The following is a 21624-nucleotide window of genomic DNA, read 5'->3' as shown; positions in this document are numbered from 1 at the left end:
ATAATATAGAGAAAAAGGGGTGTAGAAATGTTCAAAATAGAAACGGGGAATCTAGCACAAGATACAATTGTTTTTTTACATGGGGGAGGACTTGATCATACCCAATGGAATGAAGTGATGCAGCACCTCTCTGGAGATTTCCGTTGTGTTGCAGTTGATTTGCCAGGGCATGGGAGAAGCAGGGATATCGAGCTATCGATGGACAAAGTAATGGAAGAACTGGAGGTACTCGTCGCATCATATGGGAAAGTGCATCTTGTAGGGCTATCACTTGGGGGCGTCATAACTTTAACAGCACTCAATCGATTCCCGTCCTTTATAAAGAGTGCGATAGTCAGCGGGACAGTATTTTCTTTCGATTTAAAAAATGCAAAGCTGATCAACAAATATGCGGCACCTATTTACAGTATGCTAAAACCGGAATGGATTACGTCTATTCTAATGAAAACCTCCAATATCCCAATGCGTTTCAAAGAAGATATTAGCGAGGCTGTCAAGTTTACTAGTGTGGAACAGGTACGCAACATGTATATAACGTTAGCTTCAGGGGAATTTCCGGAAGGTAATCAATGCCCGCTGCTTGCCGTAGTTGGAGAAAAAGAAAACAAAATCGTCAAGGACTCACAGGCTAGTATTGTAACTTCTATTACACAAAGCGAAGGAGCAATAGTGCCCAAGGCAGGGCATGCTTGGAGCTATGAAAATCCTGTTCTCTTTGCGGAAATGGTAAGGGAATGGTGTTCTCGTACAAAAATCCATTATGTGCTAAGAAGCTTAGAAAAATGAAAAGCATCGAAATTTTTACGAACTTTAGTTATTTTTTTTAGATTAATGTTCGGAAATAGGTTGAAATCTAAAAAGTGTGGTGATATAGTACTAACATAAATTAAATACGTCGTCGTATAATAACGGGAATAAGGCCCGTAAGTTTCTACCAAGTTACCGTAAATGACTTGACTACGATAATGAAAATATTTTGTACCTCTATCTATGGAGGTATAGTGTTTTCTTATATTCAGTGAAACAAAGCATACGACATCCTGCTCGTATGCTTTTTTTATTGGAGACAAAGTGCCGTTACTGTAAGACGACAAACGGAGGAACAGTTCAATATGAAAAAGTATTTCCAATTTAATGAGCTTGGCACAAATTACAAGCGAGAAATATTAGGTGGTTTAACTACTTTCCTAGCAATGGCTTATATTTTAGTAGTGAACCCATTAACACTTACATTATCAGATGTGCCCGATCTGCCATCCGCATTGCGTATGGATTATGGAGCGGTATTTGTAGCTACAGCTGTTTCTGCAGCAATTGGCTGTTTTATTATGGGGATTTTAGCAAAATACCCATTAGCATTAGCACCAGGACTTGGTTTAAACGCTTTCTTTGCCTATACAGTTGTTTTAACGAATGGAAGCCCTTGGCAACACGCATTAGCAGCTGTTTTTGTATCTAGTATGTTCTTCTTGATTTTAACGTTGACAGGCTTACGTGAAAAATTAATCAACGCTATCCCTATGGAATTGAAATTAGCAGTTGGAGCGGGGATTGGTTTGTTCGTAGCATTTATCGGTTTGAAAAATGCTGGAATTGTCGTTTCCAATGAAGCAACAATGGTTGGTCTCGGAAATTTGAAAGATCCAGAAGTGTTACTGGCAATCTTCGGTATAATCGTTACGGTTATATTCCTAGTACGCGGCATGAAAGCTGGAGTATTTATCGGTATGGTGATTACAGCTGTTGCTGGTATGATCTTTGGTTTAGTAGATTTACCTAAAGCCGTTATGGATATGCCGCCAAGTGTAGAGCCGACATTTGGTGCGTTGTTCTCAGCATTTGGTGATCCAAACTTCTATACATTGACAATGCTATCTGTTATCTTATCGTTCTTGTTTGTTGATTTCTTTGATAATGCAGGGACGTTAATGGCGGTAGCAAACCAAGCAGGTTTTGTGAAAGACAATCGTCTGCCGCGTGCTGGCAAAGCGTTAATTTCTGATTCATTAGCATCTGTTATCGGTTCTATTTTCGGTACATCAACTGTAACGTCTTATGTTGAATCTTCAGCAGGAGTTGGTGCAGGGGCCCGTTCAGGATTTGCATCTATCGTAACAGGAGTATGTTTCTTACTATCTTTATTCTTCTTGCCGTTACTAGTAGTTGTTACGAATGCAGTAACAGCACCAGCTTTAATCATTGTCGGGATCTTAATGGTCTCTTCGCTTGGTCAAATTGAGTGGAATAAGTTCGAAGTTGCTGTACCGGCGTTCTTTACAATGCTGATGATGCCATTAACTTCATCCATTGCTACAGGTATTGCAGTTGGTTTCATTTTCTATCCACTTACAATGATTTTAAAAGGGAAAGCAAAAGAAGTAAGCCCGATTATGTATGTCTTTGGTATTGTCTTCTTACTATATTTAGCTACGTTATAGATAATAATGAGAGTACTGCGCTATGGCATATGCTATAGCGCAGTTTTTTGTATAAATAGAGTCTGAATAGAAGTGACAAGGTAAATAGCTTTACAAATGATTTTGTATATATAATAGGAAGAAACTCAATAAGGGAAAATCAATTTAATGTCTGAATAATTTTTCTTTTAATAAAGGGTTGCCAAATAAAAGAGACGAGTGTATAGTTAAGAACGTTGCTGCGACACAAACGAAAGCAACGAAAAAACTTCAATAAAGTTGTTGACAAATAGAAACAACGGTGTTAAAGTTATAAACATCGCTTCGCAAAATAGTTTGAAGCGACATGAACTTTGAAAACTGAACAAGCAAGACGTTAACAATAATTTTCTTTCTTAATTGAAAGAGACAATTTGACTAAAACAATAGTCAGCAACATTTTGAGCTTAACTCAAACTACTTTTATGGAGAGTTTGATCCTGGCTCAGGACGAACGCTGGCGGCGTGCCTAATACATGCAAGTCGAGCGGACGTTTTGTTGGTGCTTGCACCGACTTAACGTTAGCGGCGGACGGGTGAGTAACACGTGGGCAACCTGCCCTGTAGTCTGGGATAACTCCGGGAAACCGGGGCTAATACCGGATGATACTTTCTATCTCATGTTAGAAAGTTGAAAGATGGTTTACGCTATCGCTACAGGATGGGCCCGCGGCGCATTAGCTAGTTGGTGAGGTAACGGCTCACCAAGGCAACGATGCGTAGCCGACCTGAGAGGGTGATCGGCCACACTGGGACTGAGACACGGCCCAGACTCCTACGGGAGGCAGCAGTAGGGAATCTTCCACAATGGACGAAAGTCTGATGGAGCAACGCCGCGTGAGTGAAGAAGGATTTCGGTTCGTAAAACTCTGTTGTAAGGGAAGAACAAGTACAGTAGTAACTGGCTGTACCTTGACGGTACCTTATTAGAAAGCCACGGCTAACTACGTGCCAGCAGCCGCGGTAATACGTAGGTGGCAAGCGTTGTCCGGAATTATTGGGCGTAAAGCGCGCGCAGGCGGTCCTTTAAGTCTGATGTGAAAGCCCACGGCTCAACCGTGGAGGGTCATTGGAAACTGGGGGACTTGAGTGCAGAAGAGGAAAGTGGAATTCCAAGTGTAGCGGTGAAATGCGTAGAGATTTGGAGGAACACCAGTGGCGAAGGCGACTTTCTGGTCTGTAACTGACGCTGAGGCGCGAAAGCGTGGGGAGCAAACAGGATTAGATACCCTGGTAGTCCACGCCGTAAACGATGAGTGCTAAGTGTTAGGGGGTTTCCGCCCCTTAGTGCTGCAGCTAACGCATTAAGCACTCCGCCTGGGGAGTACGGTCGCAAGACTGAAACTCAAAGGAATTGACGGGGGCCCGCACAAGCGGTGGAGCATGTGGTTTAATTCGAAGCAACGCGAAGAACCTTACCAGGTCTTGACATCCCATTGACCACTGTAGAGATACAGTTTTCCCTTCGGGGACAACGGTGACAGGTGGTGCATGGTTGTCGTCAGCTCGTGTCGTGAGATGTTGGGTTAAGTCCCGCAACGAGCGCAACCCTTGTTCTTAGTTGCCATCATTTAGTTGGGCACTCTAAGGAGACTGCCGGTGACAAACCGGAGGAAGGTGGGGATGACGTCAAATCATCATGCCCCTTATGACCTGGGCTACACACGTGCTACAATGGACGGTACAAACGGTTGCCAACCCGCGAGGGGGAGCTAATCCGATAAAACCGTTCTCAGTTCGGATTGTAGGCTGCAACTCGCCTACATGAAGCCGGAATCGCTAGTAATCGCGGATCAGCATGCCGCGGTGAATACGTTCCCGGGCCTTGTACACACCGCCCGTCACACCACGAGAGTTTGTAACACCCGAAGTCGGTGAGGTAACCTTTTGGAGCCAGCCGCCGAAGGTGGGATAGATGATTGGGGTGAAGTCGTAACAAGGTAGCCGTATCGGAAGGTGCGGCTGGATCACCTCCTTTCTAAGGATATTTTTCGGAAGTATATCACACGGTGATATACGTTAACGTTCTTGCTGTTCAGTTTTGAAAGTTCATACTTTCAAAACTTGTTCTTTGAAAACTGGATAAAACGACATTGAAAGCAAACACAAATTTCTATCTTTAAATAGATATGAGTCAAACAAGTCAAGCAATTGACGTGTAAACTGAAGTCTAACTCTTCGAGTTAGCGTTAACTTATTGGTTAAGTTAATAAGGGCGCACGGTGGATGCCTTGGCACTAGGAGTCGATGAAGGACGGCACTAACACCGATATGCCTCGGGGAGCTGTAAGTAAGCTTTGATCCGGGGATTTCCGAATGGGGGAACCCACTGCGTTTAATCGCGCAGTACTTTCGCGTGAATTCATAGCGCGTTAGAGACAGACCCAGGGAACTGAAACATCTAAGTACCTGGAGGAAGAGAAAGAAAATTCGATTCCCTGAGTAGCGGCGAGCGAAACGGGAAGAGCCCAAACCAAGAGGCTTGCCTCTTGGGGTTGTAGGACACTCTATACGGAGTTACAAAGGAATGATTTAGGCGAAGCGACTTGGAAAGGTCCGCCAGAGCAGGTAAAAGCCCTGTAGCCAAAAAGTCATTCCCTCCAGAGTGGATCCTGAGTACGGCGGAACACGTGAAATTCCGTCGGAATCCGGGAGGACCATCTCCCAAGGCTAAATACTACCTAGTGACCGATAGTGAACCAGTACCGTGAGGGAAAGGTGAAAAGCACCCCGGGAGGGGAGTGAAAGAGAACCTGAAACCGTGTGCCTACAAGTAGTTAGAGCCCGTTAATGGGTGATAGCGTGCCTTTTGTAGAATGAACCGGCGAGTTACGATTACGTGCGAGGTTAAGTTGAAAAGACGGAGCCGCAGCGAAAGCGAGTCTGAATAGGGCGAAATAGTACGTGGTCGTAGACCCGAAACCAGGTGATCTACCCATGTCCAGGGTGAAGGTGAGGTAACACTTACTGGAGGCCCGAACCCACGCACGTTGAAAAGTGCGGGGATGAGGTGTGGGTAGCGGAGAAATTCCAATCGAACTTGGAGATAGCTGGTTCTCTCCGAAATAGCTTTAGGGCTAGCCTCGTGATTGAGAATACCGGAGGTAGAGCACTGTTTGGACTAGGGGGGCATCTCGCTTTACCGAATTCAGACAAACTCCGAATGCCGGATATTTATACACGGGAGTCAGACTGCGAGTGATAAGATCCGTAGTCAAAAGGGAAACAGCCCAGACCACCAGCTAAGGTCCCAAAGTAATCGTTAAGTGGAAAAGGATGTGGCGTTGCTTAGACAACCAGGATGTTGGCTTAGAAGCAGCCATCATTTAAAGAGTGCGTAATAGCTCACTGGTCGAGTGACGCTGCGCCGAAAATGTATCGGGGCTAAACGATTCACCGAAGCTGTGGATTGACATCTTTGATGTCAGTGGTAGGAGAGCGTTCTAACTGCGTTGAAGTCAGACCGGAAGGACTGGTGGAGCGGTTAGAAGTGAGAATGCCGGTATGAGTAGCGAAAGACGGGTGAGAATCCCGTCCACCGTATGACTAAGGTTTCCTGAGGAAGGCTCGTCCGCTCAGGGTTAGTCGGGACCTAAGCCGAGGCCGACAGGCGTAGGCGATGGACAACAGGTTGATATTCCTGTACTACCTCCCCACCGTTTGAGAAATGGGGGGACGCAGTAGGGTAGGGTAAGCAGAGCGTTGGTTGTCTCTGTTCAAGCAGTAAGGCGTGTGTGTAGGCAAATCCGCACACTGTAACGTTGAGCTGTGATGACGAGTCCGTATGGACGAAGTTCCTGATCTCACACTGCCAAGAAAAGCCTCTATCGAGGTGGGAGGTACCCGTACCGCAAACCGACACAGGTAGTCGAGGAGAGAATCCTAAGGTGTGCGAGAGAACTCTCGTTAAGGAACTCGGCAAAATGACCCCGTAACTTCGGGAGAAGGGGTGCTCTGGTAGGGTGAAAGCCCGAGAGAGCCGCAGTGAATAGGCCCAGGCGACTGTTTAGCAAAAACACAGGTCTCTGCAAAACCGTAAGGTGACGTATAGGGGCTGACGCCTGCCCGGTGCTGGAAGGTTAAGAGGAGCGGTTAGCGCAAGCGAAGCTGTGAATTGAAGCCCCAGTAAACGGCGGCCGTAACTATAACGGTCCTAAGGTAGCGAAATTCCTTGTCGGGTAAGTTCCGACCCGCACGAAAGGCGTAACGATCTGGGCACTGTCTCAACGAGAGACTCGGTGAAATTATAGTACCTGTGAAGATGCAGGTTACCCGCGACAGGACGGAAAGACCCCGTGGAGCTTTACTGTAGTTTGATATTGAATTTTGGTACAACTTGTACAGGATAGGTAGGAGCCAGAGAGCCCGGAGCGCCAGCTTCGGAGGAGGCGTCGGTGGGATACTACCCTGGTTGTATTGAAATTCTAACCCATGCCCCTCATCGGGGCAGGAGACAGTGTCAGACGGACAGTTTGACTGGGGCGGTCGCCTCCTAAAAGGTAACGGAGGCGCCCAAAGGTTCCCTCAGAATGGTTGGAAATCATTCGTAGAGTGTAAAGGCACAAGGGAGCTTGACTGCGAGACCTACAAGTCGAGCAGGGTCGAAAGACGGGCTTAGTGATCCGGTGGTTCCGCATGGAAGGGCCATCGCTCAACGGATAAAAGCTACCCCGGGGATAACAGGCTTATCTCCCCCAAGAGTCCACATCGACGGGGAGGTTTGGCACCTCGATGTCGGCTCATCGCATCCTGGGGCTGTAGTCGGTCCCAAGGGTTGGGCTGTTCGCCCATTAAAGCGGTACGCGAGCTGGGTTCAGAACGTCGTGAGACAGTTCGGTCCCTATCCGTCGTGGGCGTAGGAAATTTGAGAGGAGCTGTCCTTAGTACGAGAGGACCGGGATGGACATACCGCTGGTGTACCAGTTGTTCTGCCAAGGGCATCGCTGGGTAGCTATGTATGGACGGGATAAGTGCTGAAAGCATCTAAGCATGAAGCCCCCCTCAAGATGAGATTTCCCATTACGCAAGTAAGTAAGACCCCTGAAAGACGATCAGGTAGATAGGTTCGAGGTGGAAGTATGGCGACATATGGAGCTGACGAATACTAATCGGTCGAGGACTTAACCAAATTTTGTGTGCTGCACAATGAAACGTTTATCCAGTTTTGAAAGAACAAACTTCTTTCAGTTATATAAAGGAACTTCTGCTACAAGCGCAACATCGTGTTGCAGCACAGAAGTCAGCACATCCATGTGCAAGTCTAGTGATGATGGCAGAGAGGCCACACCCGTTCCCATACCGAACACGGAAGTTAAGCTCTCTAGCGCCGATGGTAGTTGGGGGCTTCCCCCTGTGAGAGTAGGACATCGCTGGGCAACAAGACTCAACCTGTAGAGGTTGAGTTTTTTTATTGCCAAAAAAGCTCCCAACCACCAAACACCGAAGGTGAGATCGGCGCGCAAACCGAAGGATTCATTTTATGTAAGGAAATCAAAGAATACGATACGAATTTCCCAGAGCAGTGGGAGGACCAAGAAGGACAAGGAAACAAGGGAGCAAAAGAAGGAACGTACTCGGTACGTGACTGAAAGAGTAAGCGCAGATGACGCCATCATTCGCCGGTCATCGCGCTGCGAAGGTAGCGTCGATGGTAGTTGGAGGCGCCCCTGTGAGAGTAGGACATCGCTGGGCAACAAGACTCAACCTGTAGAGGTTGAGTTTTTTTATTGTCAAAAAAGCTCCCAACCACCAAACACCGAAGGTGAGATCGGCGCGCAAACCGAAGGATTCATTTTATGTAAGGAAATCAAAGAATACGATACGAATTTCCCAGAGCAGTGGGAGGACCAAGAAGAACAAGGAAACAAGGGAGCAAAAGAAGGAACGTACTCGGTACGTGACTGAAAGAGTAAGCGCAGATGACGCCATCATTCGCCGGTCATCGCGCTGCGAAGGTAGCGTCGATGGTAGTTGGAGGCGCCCCTGTGAGAGTAGGACATCGCTGGGCAACAAGACTCAACCTGTAGAGGTTGAGTTTTTTTATTGTCAAAAAAGCTCCCAACCACCAAACACCGAAGGTGAGATCGGCGCGCAAACCGAAGGATTCATTTTATGTAAGGAAATCAAAGAATACGATACGAATTTCCCAGAGCAGTGGGAGGACCAAGAAGAACAAGGAAACAAGGGAGCAAAAGAAGGAACGTACTCGGTACGTGACTGAAAGAGTAAGCGCAGATGACGCCATCATTCGCCGGTCATCGCGCTGCGAAGGTAGCGTCGATGGTAGTTGGAGGCGCCCCTGTGAGAGTAGGACATCGCTGGGCAACAAGACTCAACCTGTAGAGGTTGAGTTTTTTTATTGTCAAAAAAGCTCCCAACCACCAAACACCGAAGGTGAGATCGGCGCGCAAACCGAAGGATTCATTTTATGTAAGGAAATCAAAGAATACGATACGAATTTCCCAGAGCAGTGGGAGGACCAAGAAGAACAAGGAAACAAGGGAACGAAAGAAGGAACGTACTCGGTACGTGACTGAAAGAGTAAGCGCAGATGACGCCGTCATTCGCCGGTCATCGCGCTGCGAGGATAGCATCAATGGTAGTTGGAGGCGCCCCTGTGAGAGTAGGACATCGCTGGGCAATCAGACTCAACCTGTAAGAGGTTGAGTTTGTTATTGCTTAAAAACCCCCAACTATCAAACACCGAAGGCAACATCACTAGGGGTTAAATCTCTTTAAGACATTCTTTTTAAAATGGACTAATTCTAACTCCCTATCAGAGGTTATAAAAAATTTATAGGCTATATACAATTTCTTTTGCTATAAAAAAATAAAAGCATGTACGGTCTATATTTTTCAGAAATAATGTTATATCTAAACAGATGCTATCACTTTTAAATGCGTCTGTTTTTCTTTTCTTTCACTGATTTTCAATATGCATTATGCTTAAAAATAAAGAATTTATAAAGTTTACAAGAAGCAGCAATTATCGTTGTTATAGTGTATTTAGGAGGACAGCAAAATGGCGCATAACATTCTGTTAGTTGAGGATGATCGAGAAATCGCTCGCATAATGAGGGATACTCTCGTCAAGGAAAATTACAAAGTTACCTGGGCCACAACAGGGATAGAAGGATTGGAGGATTTTAGTAAAGGAAGTTTTGACTTGGTTCTGGTGGATTGGATGATGCCTGAAATGGGCGGCTTGGAAATGATAGAACACATCCGTCTTCAAAGTGATGTTCCCATTATTATGATTAGTGCTAAGAGTAAGGATACCGATAAAGTAGAGGGACTGCAGGAAGCTGATGACTACTTAGCGAAGCCATTCTCCTTAGAGGAGTTAAAGGCTAGAGTAGCATCTCATTTGCGACGTTGGCAACGTTATAACAAAATTTATCCGGATAAGGAAATCGTACAGTTTACCAATGGTTTATGTATCGATTACAAGAACGAGCAAGTTTTTCATGAGAATACAGAAATAGTTCTCACACAAAAAGAATATGCGCTTCTTAAGCTATTTACTCAGAATCCTCATCAATTGTTTACGAAGGAAGCACTGTATACTCATGTGTGGCAACAAACAGGTCTTGAGGCTAACCATACTGTGACCGTCCATATTAAAGGGCTGCGTGAAAAGCTGAAGGACCCTGTAAAACACCCTCACTTTATTCAAACAGTATGGGGAAAGGGTTATCGATTTGTGGGTGACGAACTTTGAAAATCAAAACATGGCTGCTTCTTACTTACCTGCTGGTTATGCTGCTGCCCTTGGTGGGGGCATATGGACTCTATTTATCCATTAATGCGTATTATCAGGATAGGAATATAGGTGAATTTGTAGAAAAGCGAATAGAGTTAAATGAGATGAAAAAGGTACTGCAGGATTCCTCTCTGTATCAAGTGGATGCATCATTCGAAAAAGTTGAAAGTTTGACGTCTGATCAGGTACAAGTCAAGTTGTATTCAACGAAGGGATATCTTTATTATTCTTCTAATCCTTTTGGGCAAACAGGCAACAGTTTTGAAACGAAAGAAAGGCTGTTGAAAAATCTTTATGAGTTTAAACAAACTTATCAAAGCTTTGTCTATAAAGAACCGGTCTATAACCGTAATGAAATGGCCGGTATCTATGAAGTGACTTTCCTTCGTACAGAATGGATAGAGCAGGTGAATAATCGTTCCTATATAGCTGGAATAGGCATCATAGGCTTATTAGTAATTATTTATGGAATCGCCGTATATTTCTTGAATAGAAGATTTAATAAACCAGTGAAAGAGCTGATTTCTCAAATGAAAGCCTATGCCAAAGGAGAAATGGTTGAATCAAACTTGCATCAGAAAAGGGATGAGTTAGGAGAACTTGCTTGGAGCTTTAAAACGATGCAAATAGAGATTGAGCGCACTAAGGGGCAGTTGGAAGAGGAGCAGAGACAGAAAGAATTCATGATTGCAAGTTTATCACATGATTTGAAAACACCTCTTACCTCTATTCAGGCTTACGCAGAAAGTTTATGCAGTAGTGACATAAGCGGCACAGAGCAGGCGGAATATTTACAAGTCATATCCTCAAAAGCAGATTATATGAAACACATGCTGGAAGATTTAATGATGTACACATTATTGCAGTCTCCTACCTATGAATTAAAGCGGGTAACAGTTGATGGTGCTGAGTTTTTTGATATGCTCCTGGCTGACTATAATCAGGTGTGCAAGGAAAAAGGATTTAGAGCAGAAACTTTCCTGCATGTAGAAGGGAAATATGATGTGCATCCAAAACAATTGATGAGAGTTATGGATAATCTTATCTCTAACGCATGGACTTATACGGAACAGGGTGGCTTTATAGGAATAGCAGCTTTTGAGCCTTCTCATATTCCATTATGGTGCAAGGATTTTGTCAAGTCCTCCTTCAAAGAGGCAGAAGGAGTATACCTTGTTGTTCAAAACAGCGGGGAAGGCATCTCACTTGAAGAATGCAATAAACTTTTTGAACCGCTTTATCAAGTGGATCAATCAAGAAGCAAGGCGGGACAGCGCGGAGCAGGGTTAGGTTTGAGCATAGCTAAACAAATTATTGAAAAGCATGAAGGGCACATCACTGTATGTTCAGATATAAAAAAAGGCACAGCAATTATTTGCTGGCTGCCACAAAGGAGAGAAAGTAAATGAAAAGATTAATTTATTCGGCTACATTAGCCTTAACATTAGTATTGACAGGTTGCAGCACAGGCGGGACATTTACTCCACAAGAGGTTGTTGCTCAAACTTTACAGGAAATTGCAGAAGTGAAAAGCTACTACGGAGAATACAAAATGGATCTGGGAGATGAGGGCCTCACTTATATAAAAGAATGGGTTAAAGACGGAAAAAGACGAATTGAGATGACAGGCCCGAATGACGAGCAGTACATCACGATAAATGATGGAAAGCAACTGACGAGCTTGGACGTATCGGCCAATAGTATCCAAATCTTCGAGTATGCAGATGAGAGCGAAGCCGCCCTTACTCAGCAGTCGCCGAAAGAACAAGCGGAAATGCTTTTGAAAATGGTAGAAGATACACATAAAATTACTTTAGGAAAAGAAGAGAAAGTTGCAGGGCGTGAAACGTATCAGCTTATTGCAGAAGCGAAGGAGAAAAATAATCTCATAGGTGATATGGAATTATGGATCGATAAAGAAAACTGGATGGTGCTAAAAACTGTTTCTACTAGCGGAGGACTGACAATGACGACCGAATATACAAAGTTGGAACTCGATCCTAAGCTTGAGGATTCTCTATTTGTACTCGACGTGCCAAAAGGGGCAGTAGTGGAAAGAATGGATGCAGGCAGCTATGGTCCAGAAGAATCATCTATAGAAGAAGCAAAAACAGTTTTAGGATCCTTCCTTGTATTCAAAGAAGAAGGAATTGAATTAAGGTCGGTAGAGGATATGAAAGTCGAAGATCGTCCTGAGTTTGCTTTTAACTATAATATGAATGACGAACCTGCTTTTACTTTATCGGTACTCAAACCAGCAGCGAATGTAGCAGACATAGGACCAGATGTTGGAGCGACAAAAATAAAAGTTCGCGGAGTAGATGGCGAGCAGATGGATATGAATAATTTCCGTTATATTCAATGGACAGAGGGCGGCTATCAATATGGTGTTATTATAGAGAATCCGGAACTATCCTTTGAAGAAGTTTATCAGTACATCGAAAGTATGGAAATCGTTCAATAATGAAAAGGCAGTGCTATGAGATCATCTTATAGCACTGCTTTTTTGCATTACCCTTCATTTTATAGATATAATGTGTCGAATCGTTCACAATTTTTTACGGACGCATTTAGTATGAATAATTGTTCCATGCTATAGTAATAGAAATATTTTAAAAAAGGAGGAACAAAATTTTTGGCTAAAAAACAAGTATGGTATGAGGTAAAAGAAAATGAAACAATCGAGCAATGTCTAGAAAGAATGAAGAAGGATGGCTATATGCCCTTCGGCCGAAAAGAAGAACCTGTCTTTGAGATGGTTGAAGGTGAACCAACATATTTGCGTCAAAAAATCCAATTTAAAGGCGTTCCTATAGAATAAATGCCGGAAAATACCTTAAAACCGAACAATATCATTTTCTGAAAATTTATCGTTCGCATTTTACCATTGATTTTCTCTTGATCCCTTGTTAAAATGTGAACAGGAAAAGAAATTCGATCCCTACATATATGCTGGAGAATATGGCTCCAGTGTTTCTACCCGGTACCGTAAAAACCGGACTATGCAGGGAAAGCAACTTTTGGAATGATTGAAGAAAAGGATGTGACCTTAGATGCTTTCATCTGCATACTCCTTCAAATTTAGTCCTCAAGTAAATTGCTTTCTCATGCGTAGAGAGTAGTTTATTTGGGGACTTTTATAGTTGTTCTTGAGAATAAGGAATAGTTGTTGAAAAGGAGAGCGAATTCATGGATCCAAAAATTGGTGTTATTATGGGCAGTTCCAGTGACTGGGAAACAATGAAGCATGCATGTGATATTTTAGATGAACTAGAAGTGGCATATGAAAAAAAAGTTGTCTCCGCACATCGGACACCGGATTTAATGTTTGAGTATGCAGAACAGGCACGTGGCCGTGGTTTGCAGGTTATCATCGCAGGCGCAGGCGGAGCAGCGCATCTGCCTGGAATGGTAGCAGCAAAAACAACATTGCCGGTAATTGGTGTACCTGTACAGTCTCGGGCACTAAATGGGTTGGACTCTCTTCTTTCCATCGTACAGATGCCAGGAGGTGTCCCTGTAGCTACAGTAGCGATCGGTAAGGCTGGTGCAACGAATGCAGGTCTGCTTGCAGCCCAAATATTATCAACAACCGATGTACAGTTAGCAGAAAAGCTTGAGGCGCGCCGTGAAGCGACAAAGCAGCAAGTTTTAGAAAGTACAGGTGACTTGGTGTGACAAAAATGATTTATCCAGGTCAAACAATCGGAATTATTGGCGGCGGACAGCTTGGACGAATGATGGCAGTCGCTGCAAAGGAAGCAGGCTTTAAAATTGCTGTATTAGAACCATCTATGGATTCCCCATGCGGCCAAGTAGCAGATATCCGGATTGTCGCCCCTTATGACGATGAATCGGCTTTAGAAGAGCTAGCAGAAGTAAGTGATGTTATCACATATGAATTTGAAAATATTGACTACGAAGGGCTAAAGCGTTTGACGGAAATTGCTTATGTACCCCAAGGAGCAGAGCTTGTCCGTATTACGCAAAACCGTGTAACGGAGAAAGCTGCCATTGTAGAAGCAGGCTGTCCAGTTGCCCCTTATATCGTAGCGCATACATATGAGGAGCTTATTCAAAAGGTTGATGAGATCGGCTTTCCATGTATTGTGAAGACGGCGCGTGGCGGCTATGACGGAAAAGGACAGCAGCTATTGAAAAAGAAAGAGGATCTTCCAATGGCGAAAGAGCTTTTGGAGCATTCCGTTTGTATCGCTGAGGGCTTTGTTCCATTTACAAAAGAAATTTCTGTAATTGTTCAGCGGAATGGCAATGGCGATACGTGCTGTCTACCGGTAGGCGAGAATATTCATGTGCATCATATCCTTCATGAAACAATCGTGCCGGCTCGTGTTGATAGCAAAACAACAGCGCAGGCAGAGAATGAGGCAGCTAAAATTGCTGATTACCTCAATTTGGTTGGAACACTAGCTGTTGAAATGTTTGTGTTAGAGGACGGGAGTATCGTCATTAACGAGCTCGCTCCAAGACCACACAACTCTGGTCATTATTCGATTGAAGCATGCAATATTTCTCAGTTTACGCAGCATATCCGAGCTGTATGCGGCTGGCCATTACGCAAGCCAAAACTATGGGCATCTACGATTATGGTAAATGTACTGGGACAGCATGTAATGCCGTTGACAAATTCTATTTCTAAATATCCTGATTGGTCTATTCACTTATATGGAAAAGCAGAGGCGAAAGTGAATCGTAAAATGGGTCATGTTACAATTATGACGGAAGATGTGAATGCAACTTTACAACAAATCGAGGATTCTGGCATTTGGTCAGAGCAGAAGGAGAAATAATAGATGATTGAACGTTACACAAGACCCGAAATGGGCGCAATTTGGACGGAGCAAAATAAATACCAGGCATGGCTGGAAGTAGAGATTCTTGCATGTGAAGCCTGGGCGGAAATCGGTGACATTCCAAAAGAGGATGTAAAGAAAATCCGTGATAATGCGTCATTTGATGTTGACCGCATTTATGAAATTGAGCAAGAAACACGTCATGATGTAGTAGCTTTTACACGTGCTGTATCTGAAACACTTGGTGAAGAGCGTAAATGGGTACATTATGGATTGACTTCTACAGATGTAGTAGATACAGCCCTTTCTTACTTAATTAAACAAGCAAATGAGATTTTGCGTAAGGACTTGCATAATTTCATTGATATTATTCGTGAAAAGGCACTAGAGCATAAATACACAGTGATGATGGGACGTACTCATGGTGTACATGCAGAGCCAACAACATTTGGTTTGAAGCTTGCTCTTTGGTATCAGGAGATGCAGCGTAATCTAGAGCGTTTCGAAGCTGCAGCCAAGACAATCGAAACAGGAAAAATGAGCGGCGCAGTCGGCACATATGCCAATATTGATCCAAAAGTTGAGGCATACGTTTGTGAAAAATTAGGTTTAGCCGCAGCACCAATTTCAACGCAAACATTACAGCGTGACCGTCATGCTCAATATCTGAGTACGCTAGCATTAATTGCGACATCTATTGAGAAATTCGCTACAGAAATCCGTGGTCTTCAAAAATCAGAAACACGTGAGGTGGAGGAGGCATTTGGTAAGGGACAAAAAGGTTCTTCTGCCATGCCGCATAAACGTAACCCAATTGGTTCTGAGAACATGACAGGGATGGCCCGCTTGATGCGCGGTTACATGACGACGGCATTTGAAAACGTGGCATTATGGCACGAGCGTGATATCTCTCATTCTTCTGCAGAGCGCGTCATCCTTCCAGATGCAACAATTACACTGAACTATATGCTGAACCGATTCGGTAATATTGTGAAAAATTTAACGGTGTTCCCAGAGAACATGAAACGCAATATGGATCGTACTTTTGGTTTGATTTATTCACAACGTATCCTTCTTGCTTTGATCGATAAAGGGTTAGTACGTGAAGAAGCATATGATACTGTGCAGCCGTTGACAGCACGTGCATGGGACGAGCAAACACAGTTCCGTCCATTAGTAGAAGCGAATGAAAAAATCGCTTCGTACTTAACAAAGGAAGAACTGGACGATTGCTTTGACTATAACTACCATATCCAAAACGTCGACCTTATTTTCGAACGTTGCGGTTTAAAATAATCTAGGGGGAACATGTCATGAAGAAAGGTCAGCTTTTGTATGAAGGCAAGGCAAAGCGTTTATACGCAACGGAGGATCCAACTATTCTGTTTGTTGAGTATAAAGACAGTGCTACTGCATTCAATGGTGAGAAGAAAGAAGAAATAGCCGGAAAAGGTATTTTGAATAACCGCATCACAACATTGTTATTTGAAAAATTACAAGCGAAAGGAATCGCTTCGCATTTTGTGAAGCGCCTTTCTGACCATGAACAGCTTGTACGTAAAGTTGACATTATTCCGATTGAACTTGTTGTCAGAAACATTGTAGCTGGTTCACTCGCACAGCGCTTGGGGCTTGAAGAGGGTACACCTCTCAAGCGTCCAATCGTGGAATTCTATTATAAAAATGATGACTTGGGAGATCCGCATATTTCAGCAGAGCATATCGATGTACTAAATCTTGCGACGCCTGAAGAAGTACAGGCATTATATGAAGGCGGCTTGAAGGTCAACGAAGTATTACGCCCTATTTTCAAAGAGATAGGCGTGGAGCTGATTGATTTTAAACTGGAATTCGGCCGCGATCAGGATGGTAATGTCCTGCTTGCAGATGAGATTTCTCCAGACACTTGCCGGCTTTGGGATGCTAAGACAAAACAAAAGCTTGATAAAGACGTGTTCCGCCGCAATCTTGGCAGTTTAACGGAAAGTTACGAAATCATACTTACTAGACTTGGAGGACAATAGAGAATGAAAAAGGTTAAAATTTACGTTACATTACGCGAAAGTATCCTAGATCCACAAGGTTCGGCAGTAAAGGGCTCGTTAGTGAAAATGGGCTACGATGAAGTAGAAGACCTGCGGATTGGTAAGTATTTAGAGCTGACGATCGGTGATACGGAAAAGGACATTGATACGATTGTAAAAGAAATGTGTGAAAAAGTATTAACGAACGTAGTCATCGAAGACTACCGCTATGAAGTCGAGGAGGCTAACTAATCATGAAATTCGCAGTACTTGTTTTCCCTGGGTCAAACTGTGACATCGATATGTACCATGCAATCAAGGATGAACTAGGTGAAGAAGTAGAGTTCGTTTGGCATTCAGAAACAGACCTCAGCGGCTTTGACGGCATTTTGGTACCAGGAGGCTTCTCCTATGGGGACTACTTACGATGTGGAGCGATGGCCAATCAATCCAACATTATGTCAGAAGTAAAAAAAGCTGCCGAAGCAGGCAAACCGGTATTAGGCGTATGTAATGGGTTTCAAATTTTAACCGAAGCAGGGCTGTTGCCGGGCGCACTCCTCCGTAACAAAAACTTAAAATTCATGTGCCGCCCAGTACAACTAAAGGTGGAAAATAATCAAACGTTCTTCACAAGTCAGTATGAACAAGGGGAAATCATTACTGTTCCAATCGCTCACGGTGAGGGGAACTATTATTGTGACGAAGAGACGTTACAAAAATTAAAAGAAAACAATCAAATTGTGTTCACATACTCAGGGGAGAATCCAAATGGCTCTCTTGAAGATATCGCCGGCATTATCAATGAACGTGGAAATGTGCTTGGTATGATGCCTCACCCGGAACGTGCAGTCGATGCATTGGTAGGCGGAGCAGATGGGTTAAGATTATTTAAATCAATTGTAAAGCAGTGGAGGGAAAGTCATGTCAACAACTAAGTTTGAGCCAACAGCGGAGCAAGTTAAAGAGGAAAAGCTATATGCTCAGATGGGTATGTCAGATGAAGAATTCACAATGGTAGAAGGTATTTTAGGTCGCCTTCCTAACTGGACAGAGACTGGCCTTTTCTCCGTTATGTGGTCTGAACACTGCTCTTATAAAAATTCAAAACCAGTGCTGCGTAAGTTCCCGACAAAAGGGCCCCAAGTACTTCAAGGTCCTGGTGAAGGTGCAGGGATTGTAGATATTGGGGACGAGCAGGCGGTTGTATTCAAAATGGAATCGCATAACCATCCCTCTGCGATCGAACCTTACCAAGGCGCTGCAACAGGTGTAGGCGGTATAATCCGCGACGTCTTCTCTATGGGAGCACGTCCGATTGCTATGCTGAATTCATTGCGTTTTGGCGAGCTGAAGTCAGCACGTGGAAAATACTTATTTGAGGAAGTCGTTGCAGGGATTGCAGGATATGGCAACTGTATCGGTATTCCTACGGTAGGCGGAGAAATCCAATTTGATCCTTGCTATGAAGGAAACCCGTTAGTAAACGCTATGTGTGTAGGGCTGATTGATCATAAGGATATCCAGCGCGGTATTGCAGCAGGTGTCGGTAACACAGTCATGTATGTAGGAGCGAAAACAGGACGCGATGGTATTCATGGTGCAACATTCGCATCCGAGGAATTAACGGAAGATTCAGAAGACAAACGCCCGGCTGTGCAAGTAGGAGACCCGTTTATGGAGAAGCTTTTACTTGAAGCATGTTTAGAAGTCGTGAAGTCAGATGCATTAGTTGGTATTCAGGATATGGGTGCAGCAGGGCTTACTTCCTCTTCAGCAGAAATGGCTTCTAAAGCAGGCTCTGGTGTGGAAATGAACCTGGACCTTGTTCCGCAGCGTGAAACAGGAATGACAGCTTACGAGATGATGTTATCTGAGTCACAGGAGCGTATGCTTCTTGTAGTAAAAAAAGGGCGCGAAGATGAAATCAAGGCTATTTTTGAGAAATACGACTTGGATGCTGTAGCAATTGGCCGTGTAACGGATGATAAAATGCTGCGTCTTCTACACAACGGAGAAGTAGTGGCAGAAGTGCCTGCTGACGCGCTTGCTGAAGATGCGCCAGTTTATCATAAACCGTCCGCAGAGCCAGCTTACTATGCTGAGTTCCAAGCGATGGAAAACATAGAGCCACAAGTAGCAGATTACAAAGAGGCCTTAACTGCTCTTCTTTCAGCCCCAACTGTTGCTTCTAAAGAATGGGTGTACGGCCAGTATGACTATCAGGTACGTACAAATACAGTAGTAGCACCTGGTTCTGATGCTGCAGTATTACGTGTACGCGGAACAAATAAAGGACTGGCTATGACAGCCGACTGTAACTCCCGCTACATTTACCTCGATCCAGAAGTTGGCGGTAAAATTGCCGTGGCAGAAGCAGCACGTAATATCGTATGTTCTGGAGGAGAGCCGCTTGCTATTACAGACTGCCTAAATTTCGGTAATCCAGAAAAGCCGGAAATCTTCTGGCAGATCGAAAAGTCAGCTGACGGTATTGCTGCAGCATGTACAGCATTGAACGCGCCAGTCATCGGCGGGAATGTATCACTTTATAATGAACGTTCTGGTGTAGCGGTTTACCCAACACCGACAATTGGAATGGTTGGGTTAGTAAAAGAGTTAGAACATGTAACAACTCAACATGTAAAACAAGCTGGAGATATTGTGTACTTGATTGGTGAAACGAAAACAGAATTCGGTGGTTCGGAGCTTCAGAAATTAATGGCAGGTGAAATTTCGGGTAAAGCCCCAGCAATCGATCTAGAGGTAGAGGCAGCCACGCAGGCCGCTATATTGGCAGCCATTCGTGCAGGCTTAGTGCAGTCAGCACATGACATTTCAGAAGGCGGTACAGCCGTAGCGCTTGCTGAAAAAACATTTGCTTCGGATTCGCTAGGTGTAAACGTTACGTTAACAGGTTCTGCAACTACAGCATTATTCTCTGAATCTCAATCGCGTTTTATTTTAACAGTTAAAGAAGAAAATACGGCAGCATTTGAAGAAATCATAAAGGATGCACAAAAAATCGGTGTCGTAACAGAAGATGCAAAACTAACGATCAGCGGTGACAACGGTGTGCTTATAGATGGTACAGTAGAGGAATTCCGTTCGGCTTGGAAAGGAGCAATCCCATGCTTGCTGAAATCAGAGGCTTAAATGAAGAATGTGGCGTTTTTGGGATATGGGGACATAAAGAAGCAGCACAATTAAGTTATTACGGTTTACATGCGCTGCAACACCGTGGACAAGAAGGGGCTGGTATCGTCACAACAGACGGCCAGCAGCTTCGTGCGGTAAAAGGCGAGGGACTTGTAAATGACGTGTTTAACGAGGAAAAACTGCGTACGGCAACTGGCCATGCAGCAATTGCACATGCCAGGTATGCAACAGCAGGCGGTAATGGTATTGAAAATGTACAGCCGCTGCTTTTCCGTTCATCTACAGGATCATTAGCGATCGCTCATAACGGGAATCTAGTAAATGCTACTCACCTAAAGCAATACTTAGAGCGCTCTGGCAGTATTTTTAATTCAACTTCAGATACAGAGGTTGTCGTTCATTTAATCAAAAAAAGCTCACATTCTCCTTTCCGGGCAAAGGTGAAAAATGCTCTTTCTTTGTTGAAAGGGGCTTTCTCTATTCTGCTATTAACAAATGATTCAATGATTGTAGCTCGTGACCGTAATGGGCTGCGTCCTTTATCTCTTGGGAAACTGGGAGATGCATGGGTTGTGGCATCTGAAACATGTGCATTTGACCTAATCGGTGCTGAATATGTCCGTGAAGTGGAGCCAGGTGAATTACTGATTATTTCAAATGATGGTTTAGAAGTAGACAGCTATGTTGAAAAAGAGCAGCGTACGATGTGTGCAATGGAATATGTATATTTTGCCCGTCCTGATTCTAATATCGATGGTATTAATGTCCATATGGCACGTAAACGTATGGGAAAAGAGCTTGCTCGTGAATGTAAGCATATCGATGCAGATGTAGTAACAGGTGTACCGGATTCCAGTATTTCTGCAGCTATTGGATTTGCAGAGGAGAGCGGTATTCCTTATGAATTAGGATTGATTAAAAATCGCTATGTAGGCCGTACATTTATCCAGCCTACGCAGGAGCTGCGCGAACGCGGAGTGAAAATGAAGCTTTCCCCAGTCGTTCAGGTGGTAAAAGGAAAACGCGTTATCATGGTAGATGATTCGATTGTAAGAGGAACAACATCCCGTCGCATCGTTCGTATGTTGAAGGAAGCGGGAGCAAAAGAGGTACATGTTGTTATTTCGTCACCGCCAATGACAGACCCATGCTTCTATGGTATTGATACATCAACGCACGAAGAGCTGATCGCTTCTAGTCACAATGTAGAGGAAATTCGTCAGGCTATTGGAGCAGATTCACTGACATTCCTATCGGTTGAAGGGCTGGTAAAAGCGACTGATCGTCCATTTGAAGATGAAAATGGGGGACTTTGTATGGCGTGCTTTACAGGAAAATACCCTACTGAGATTTTCCCGGATACAATCTTACCGCATGAAAAAGAACTGTTATGTTAATGGAGGAGAAAT

General features: G+C 44.1%; 17 protein-coding genes, 3 rRNA genes and 2 riboswitches. All 20 genes read left to right on the top strand.

From position 1 onward, the window contains the following. Positions 1-27 precede the first annotated feature (27 nt). Positions 28-786 (top strand): alpha/beta fold hydrolase, encoded by a 759-nt coding sequence (locus tag AA0Y26_RS20170; protein WP_413363804.1) that lies wholly within the window; start codon positions 28-30, stop codon positions 784-786. Positions 787-878: 92 nt separating this feature from the next. Then, positions 879-980, top strand: a riboswitch (purine riboswitch). A 132-nt stretch (positions 981-1112) separates the two neighbouring features. Further along, positions 1113-2438, top strand: a complete 1326-nt coding sequence (locus AA0Y26_RS20165) for an NCS2 family permease (protein ID WP_413363803.1) — start codon at positions 1113-1115, stop codon at positions 2436-2438. A 440-nt stretch (positions 2439-2878) separates the two neighbouring features. Continuing rightward, positions 2879-4434: ribosomal RNA gene (locus AA0Y26_RS20160) — 16S ribosomal RNA — on the top strand. 221 nt (positions 4435-4655) lie between these two features. Beyond that, positions 4656-7584: ribosomal RNA gene (locus AA0Y26_RS20155) — 23S ribosomal RNA — on the top strand. A 131-nt stretch (positions 7585-7715) separates the two neighbouring features. Further along, positions 7716-7831: ribosomal RNA gene (gene rrf, locus AA0Y26_RS20150) — 5S ribosomal RNA — on the top strand. Together the 16S, 23S and 5S rRNA genes form the textbook arrangement of a ribosomal RNA operon. 22 nt (positions 7832-7853) lie before the next feature. Then, on the top strand, positions 7854-8360 hold the full coding sequence (locus AA0Y26_RS20145; protein WP_413363802.1) for a hypothetical protein: 507 nt from the start codon (positions 7854-7856) through the stop codon (positions 8358-8360). Next, positions 8353-8676 carry a hypothetical protein gene (locus AA0Y26_RS20140; protein ID WP_413363801.1) on the top strand — a complete coding sequence of 108 codons (324 nt, stop codon included), beginning with the start codon at positions 8353-8355 and terminating at the stop codon, positions 8674-8676. Before AA0Y26_RS20145 ends, AA0Y26_RS20140 begins: the two co-directional genes overlap by 8 nt. Further along, entirely contained in the window at positions 8669-8992 is a 324-nt protein-coding gene (locus tag AA0Y26_RS20135) for a hypothetical protein (RefSeq protein ID WP_413363800.1), read from the top strand. Before AA0Y26_RS20140 ends, AA0Y26_RS20135 begins: the two co-directional genes overlap by 8 nt. Before the next feature lie 485 nt (positions 8993-9477). Next, complete coding sequence (locus AA0Y26_RS20130) at positions 9478-10176, top strand: response regulator transcription factor (RefSeq protein WP_413363799.1); 699 nt, start codon at positions 9478-9480, stop codon at positions 10174-10176. Beyond that, positions 10173-11627 carry a sensor histidine kinase gene (locus AA0Y26_RS20125; protein ID WP_413363798.1) on the top strand — a complete coding sequence of 485 codons (1455 nt, stop codon included), beginning with the start codon at positions 10173-10175 and terminating at the stop codon, positions 11625-11627. Before AA0Y26_RS20130 ends, AA0Y26_RS20125 begins: the two co-directional genes overlap by 4 nt. Continuing rightward, on the top strand, positions 11624-12682 hold the full coding sequence (locus tag AA0Y26_RS20120; RefSeq protein WP_413363797.1) for a LolA family protein: 1059 nt from the start codon (positions 11624-11626) through the stop codon (positions 12680-12682). The genes AA0Y26_RS20125 and AA0Y26_RS20120 overlap by 4 nt, the downstream gene beginning before the upstream one ends. 171 nt (positions 12683-12853) lie before the next feature. Then, positions 12854-13039, top strand: coding sequence for an NETI motif-containing protein (locus tag AA0Y26_RS20115; protein WP_413363796.1), 186 nt, complete (start codon positions 12854-12856; stop codon positions 13037-13039). A 102-nt stretch (positions 13040-13141) separates the two neighbouring features. Then, positions 13142-13241, top strand: a riboswitch (purine riboswitch). A gap of 166 nt (positions 13242-13407) precedes the next feature. Then, positions 13408-13896 carry a 5-(carboxyamino)imidazole ribonucleotide mutase gene (gene purE, locus AA0Y26_RS20110; protein ID WP_413363795.1) on the top strand — a complete coding sequence of 163 codons (489 nt, stop codon included), beginning with the start codon at positions 13408-13410 and terminating at the stop codon, positions 13894-13896. Next, positions 13893-15029, top strand: coding sequence for a 5-(carboxyamino)imidazole ribonucleotide synthase (gene purK / locus AA0Y26_RS20105; RefSeq protein WP_413363794.1), 1137 nt, complete (start codon positions 13893-13895; stop codon positions 15027-15029). Before purE ends, purK begins: the two co-directional genes overlap by 4 nt. A gap of 3 nt (positions 15030-15032) precedes the next feature. Beyond that, complete coding sequence (gene purB, locus AA0Y26_RS20100) at positions 15033-16328, top strand: adenylosuccinate lyase (protein ID WP_413363793.1); 1296 nt, start codon at positions 15033-15035, stop codon at positions 16326-16328. Between the two features lie 17 nt (positions 16329-16345). Beyond that, a complete protein-coding gene (gene purC, locus AA0Y26_RS20095; RefSeq protein WP_413363792.1) occupies positions 16346-17056 on the top strand; it encodes a phosphoribosylaminoimidazolesuccinocarboxamide synthase in 711 nt (236 codons plus the stop codon). Positions 17057-17059: 3 nt separating this feature from the next. Further along, positions 17060-17308 (top strand): phosphoribosylformylglycinamidine synthase subunit PurS, encoded by a 249-nt coding sequence (gene purS / locus AA0Y26_RS20090; protein WP_036150400.1) that lies wholly within the window; start codon positions 17060-17062, stop codon positions 17306-17308. Between the two features lie 2 nt (positions 17309-17310). Continuing rightward, complete coding sequence (gene purQ / locus AA0Y26_RS20085; RefSeq protein ID WP_413363791.1) at positions 17311-17994, top strand: phosphoribosylformylglycinamidine synthase subunit PurQ; 684 nt, start codon at positions 17311-17313, stop codon at positions 17992-17994. Then, complete coding sequence (gene purL / locus AA0Y26_RS20080) at positions 17981-20212, top strand: phosphoribosylformylglycinamidine synthase subunit PurL (RefSeq protein ID WP_413363790.1); 2232 nt, start codon at positions 17981-17983, stop codon at positions 20210-20212. Before purQ ends, purL begins: the two co-directional genes overlap by 14 nt. Continuing rightward, entirely contained in the window at positions 20188-21612 is a 1425-nt protein-coding gene (gene purF / locus AA0Y26_RS20075) for an amidophosphoribosyltransferase (RefSeq protein WP_413363789.1), read from the top strand. Before purL ends, purF begins: the two co-directional genes overlap by 25 nt. Positions 21613-21624 lie beyond the last annotated feature (12 nt).

It is taken from the genome of Lysinibacillus canaveralius, assembly GCF_047301505.1.
GTDB lineage: Bacteria > Bacillota > Bacilli > Bacillales_A > Planococcaceae > Lysinibacillus_B.
This window is presented reverse-complemented; position numbering and strand designations above follow the sequence as displayed.

Bases quoted from the DNA above. Each gene is read 5' to 3' on its own strand.
- AA0Y26_RS20170 (WP_413363804.1), top strand. From the start codon at position 28: ATGTTCAAAATAGAAACGGGGAATCTAGCACAAGATACAATTGTTTTT.
- AA0Y26_RS20165 (WP_413363803.1), top strand. From the start codon at position 1,113: ATGAAAAAGTATTTCCAATTTAATGAGCTTGGCACAAATTACAAGCGA.
- AA0Y26_RS20130 (WP_413363799.1), top strand. From the start codon at position 9,478: ATGGCGCATAACATTCTGTTAGTTGAGGATGATCGAGAAATCGCTCGC.
- AA0Y26_RS20120 (WP_413363797.1), top strand. From the start codon at position 11,624: ATGAAAAGATTAATTTATTCGGCTACATTAGCCTTAACATTAGTATTG.
- purE (WP_413363795.1), top strand. From the start codon at position 13,408: ATGGATCCAAAAATTGGTGTTATTATGGGCAGTTCCAGTGACTGGGAA.
- purB (WP_413363793.1), top strand. From the start codon at position 15,033: ATGATTGAACGTTACACAAGACCCGAAATGGGCGCAATTTGGACGGAG.
- purC (WP_413363792.1), top strand. From the start codon at position 16,346: ATGAAGAAAGGTCAGCTTTTGTATGAAGGCAAGGCAAAGCGTTTATAC.
- purS (WP_036150400.1), top strand. From the start codon at position 17,060: ATGAAAAAGGTTAAAATTTACGTTACATTACGCGAAAGTATCCTAGAT.
- purQ (WP_413363791.1), top strand. From the start codon at position 17,311: ATGAAATTCGCAGTACTTGTTTTCCCTGGGTCAAACTGTGACATCGAT.
- purL (WP_413363790.1), top strand. From the start codon at position 17,981: ATGTCAACAACTAAGTTTGAGCCAACAGCGGAGCAAGTTAAAGAGGAA.
- purF (WP_413363789.1), top strand. From the start codon at position 20,188: ATGCTTGCTGAAATCAGAGGCTTAAATGAAGAATGTGGCGTTTTTGGG.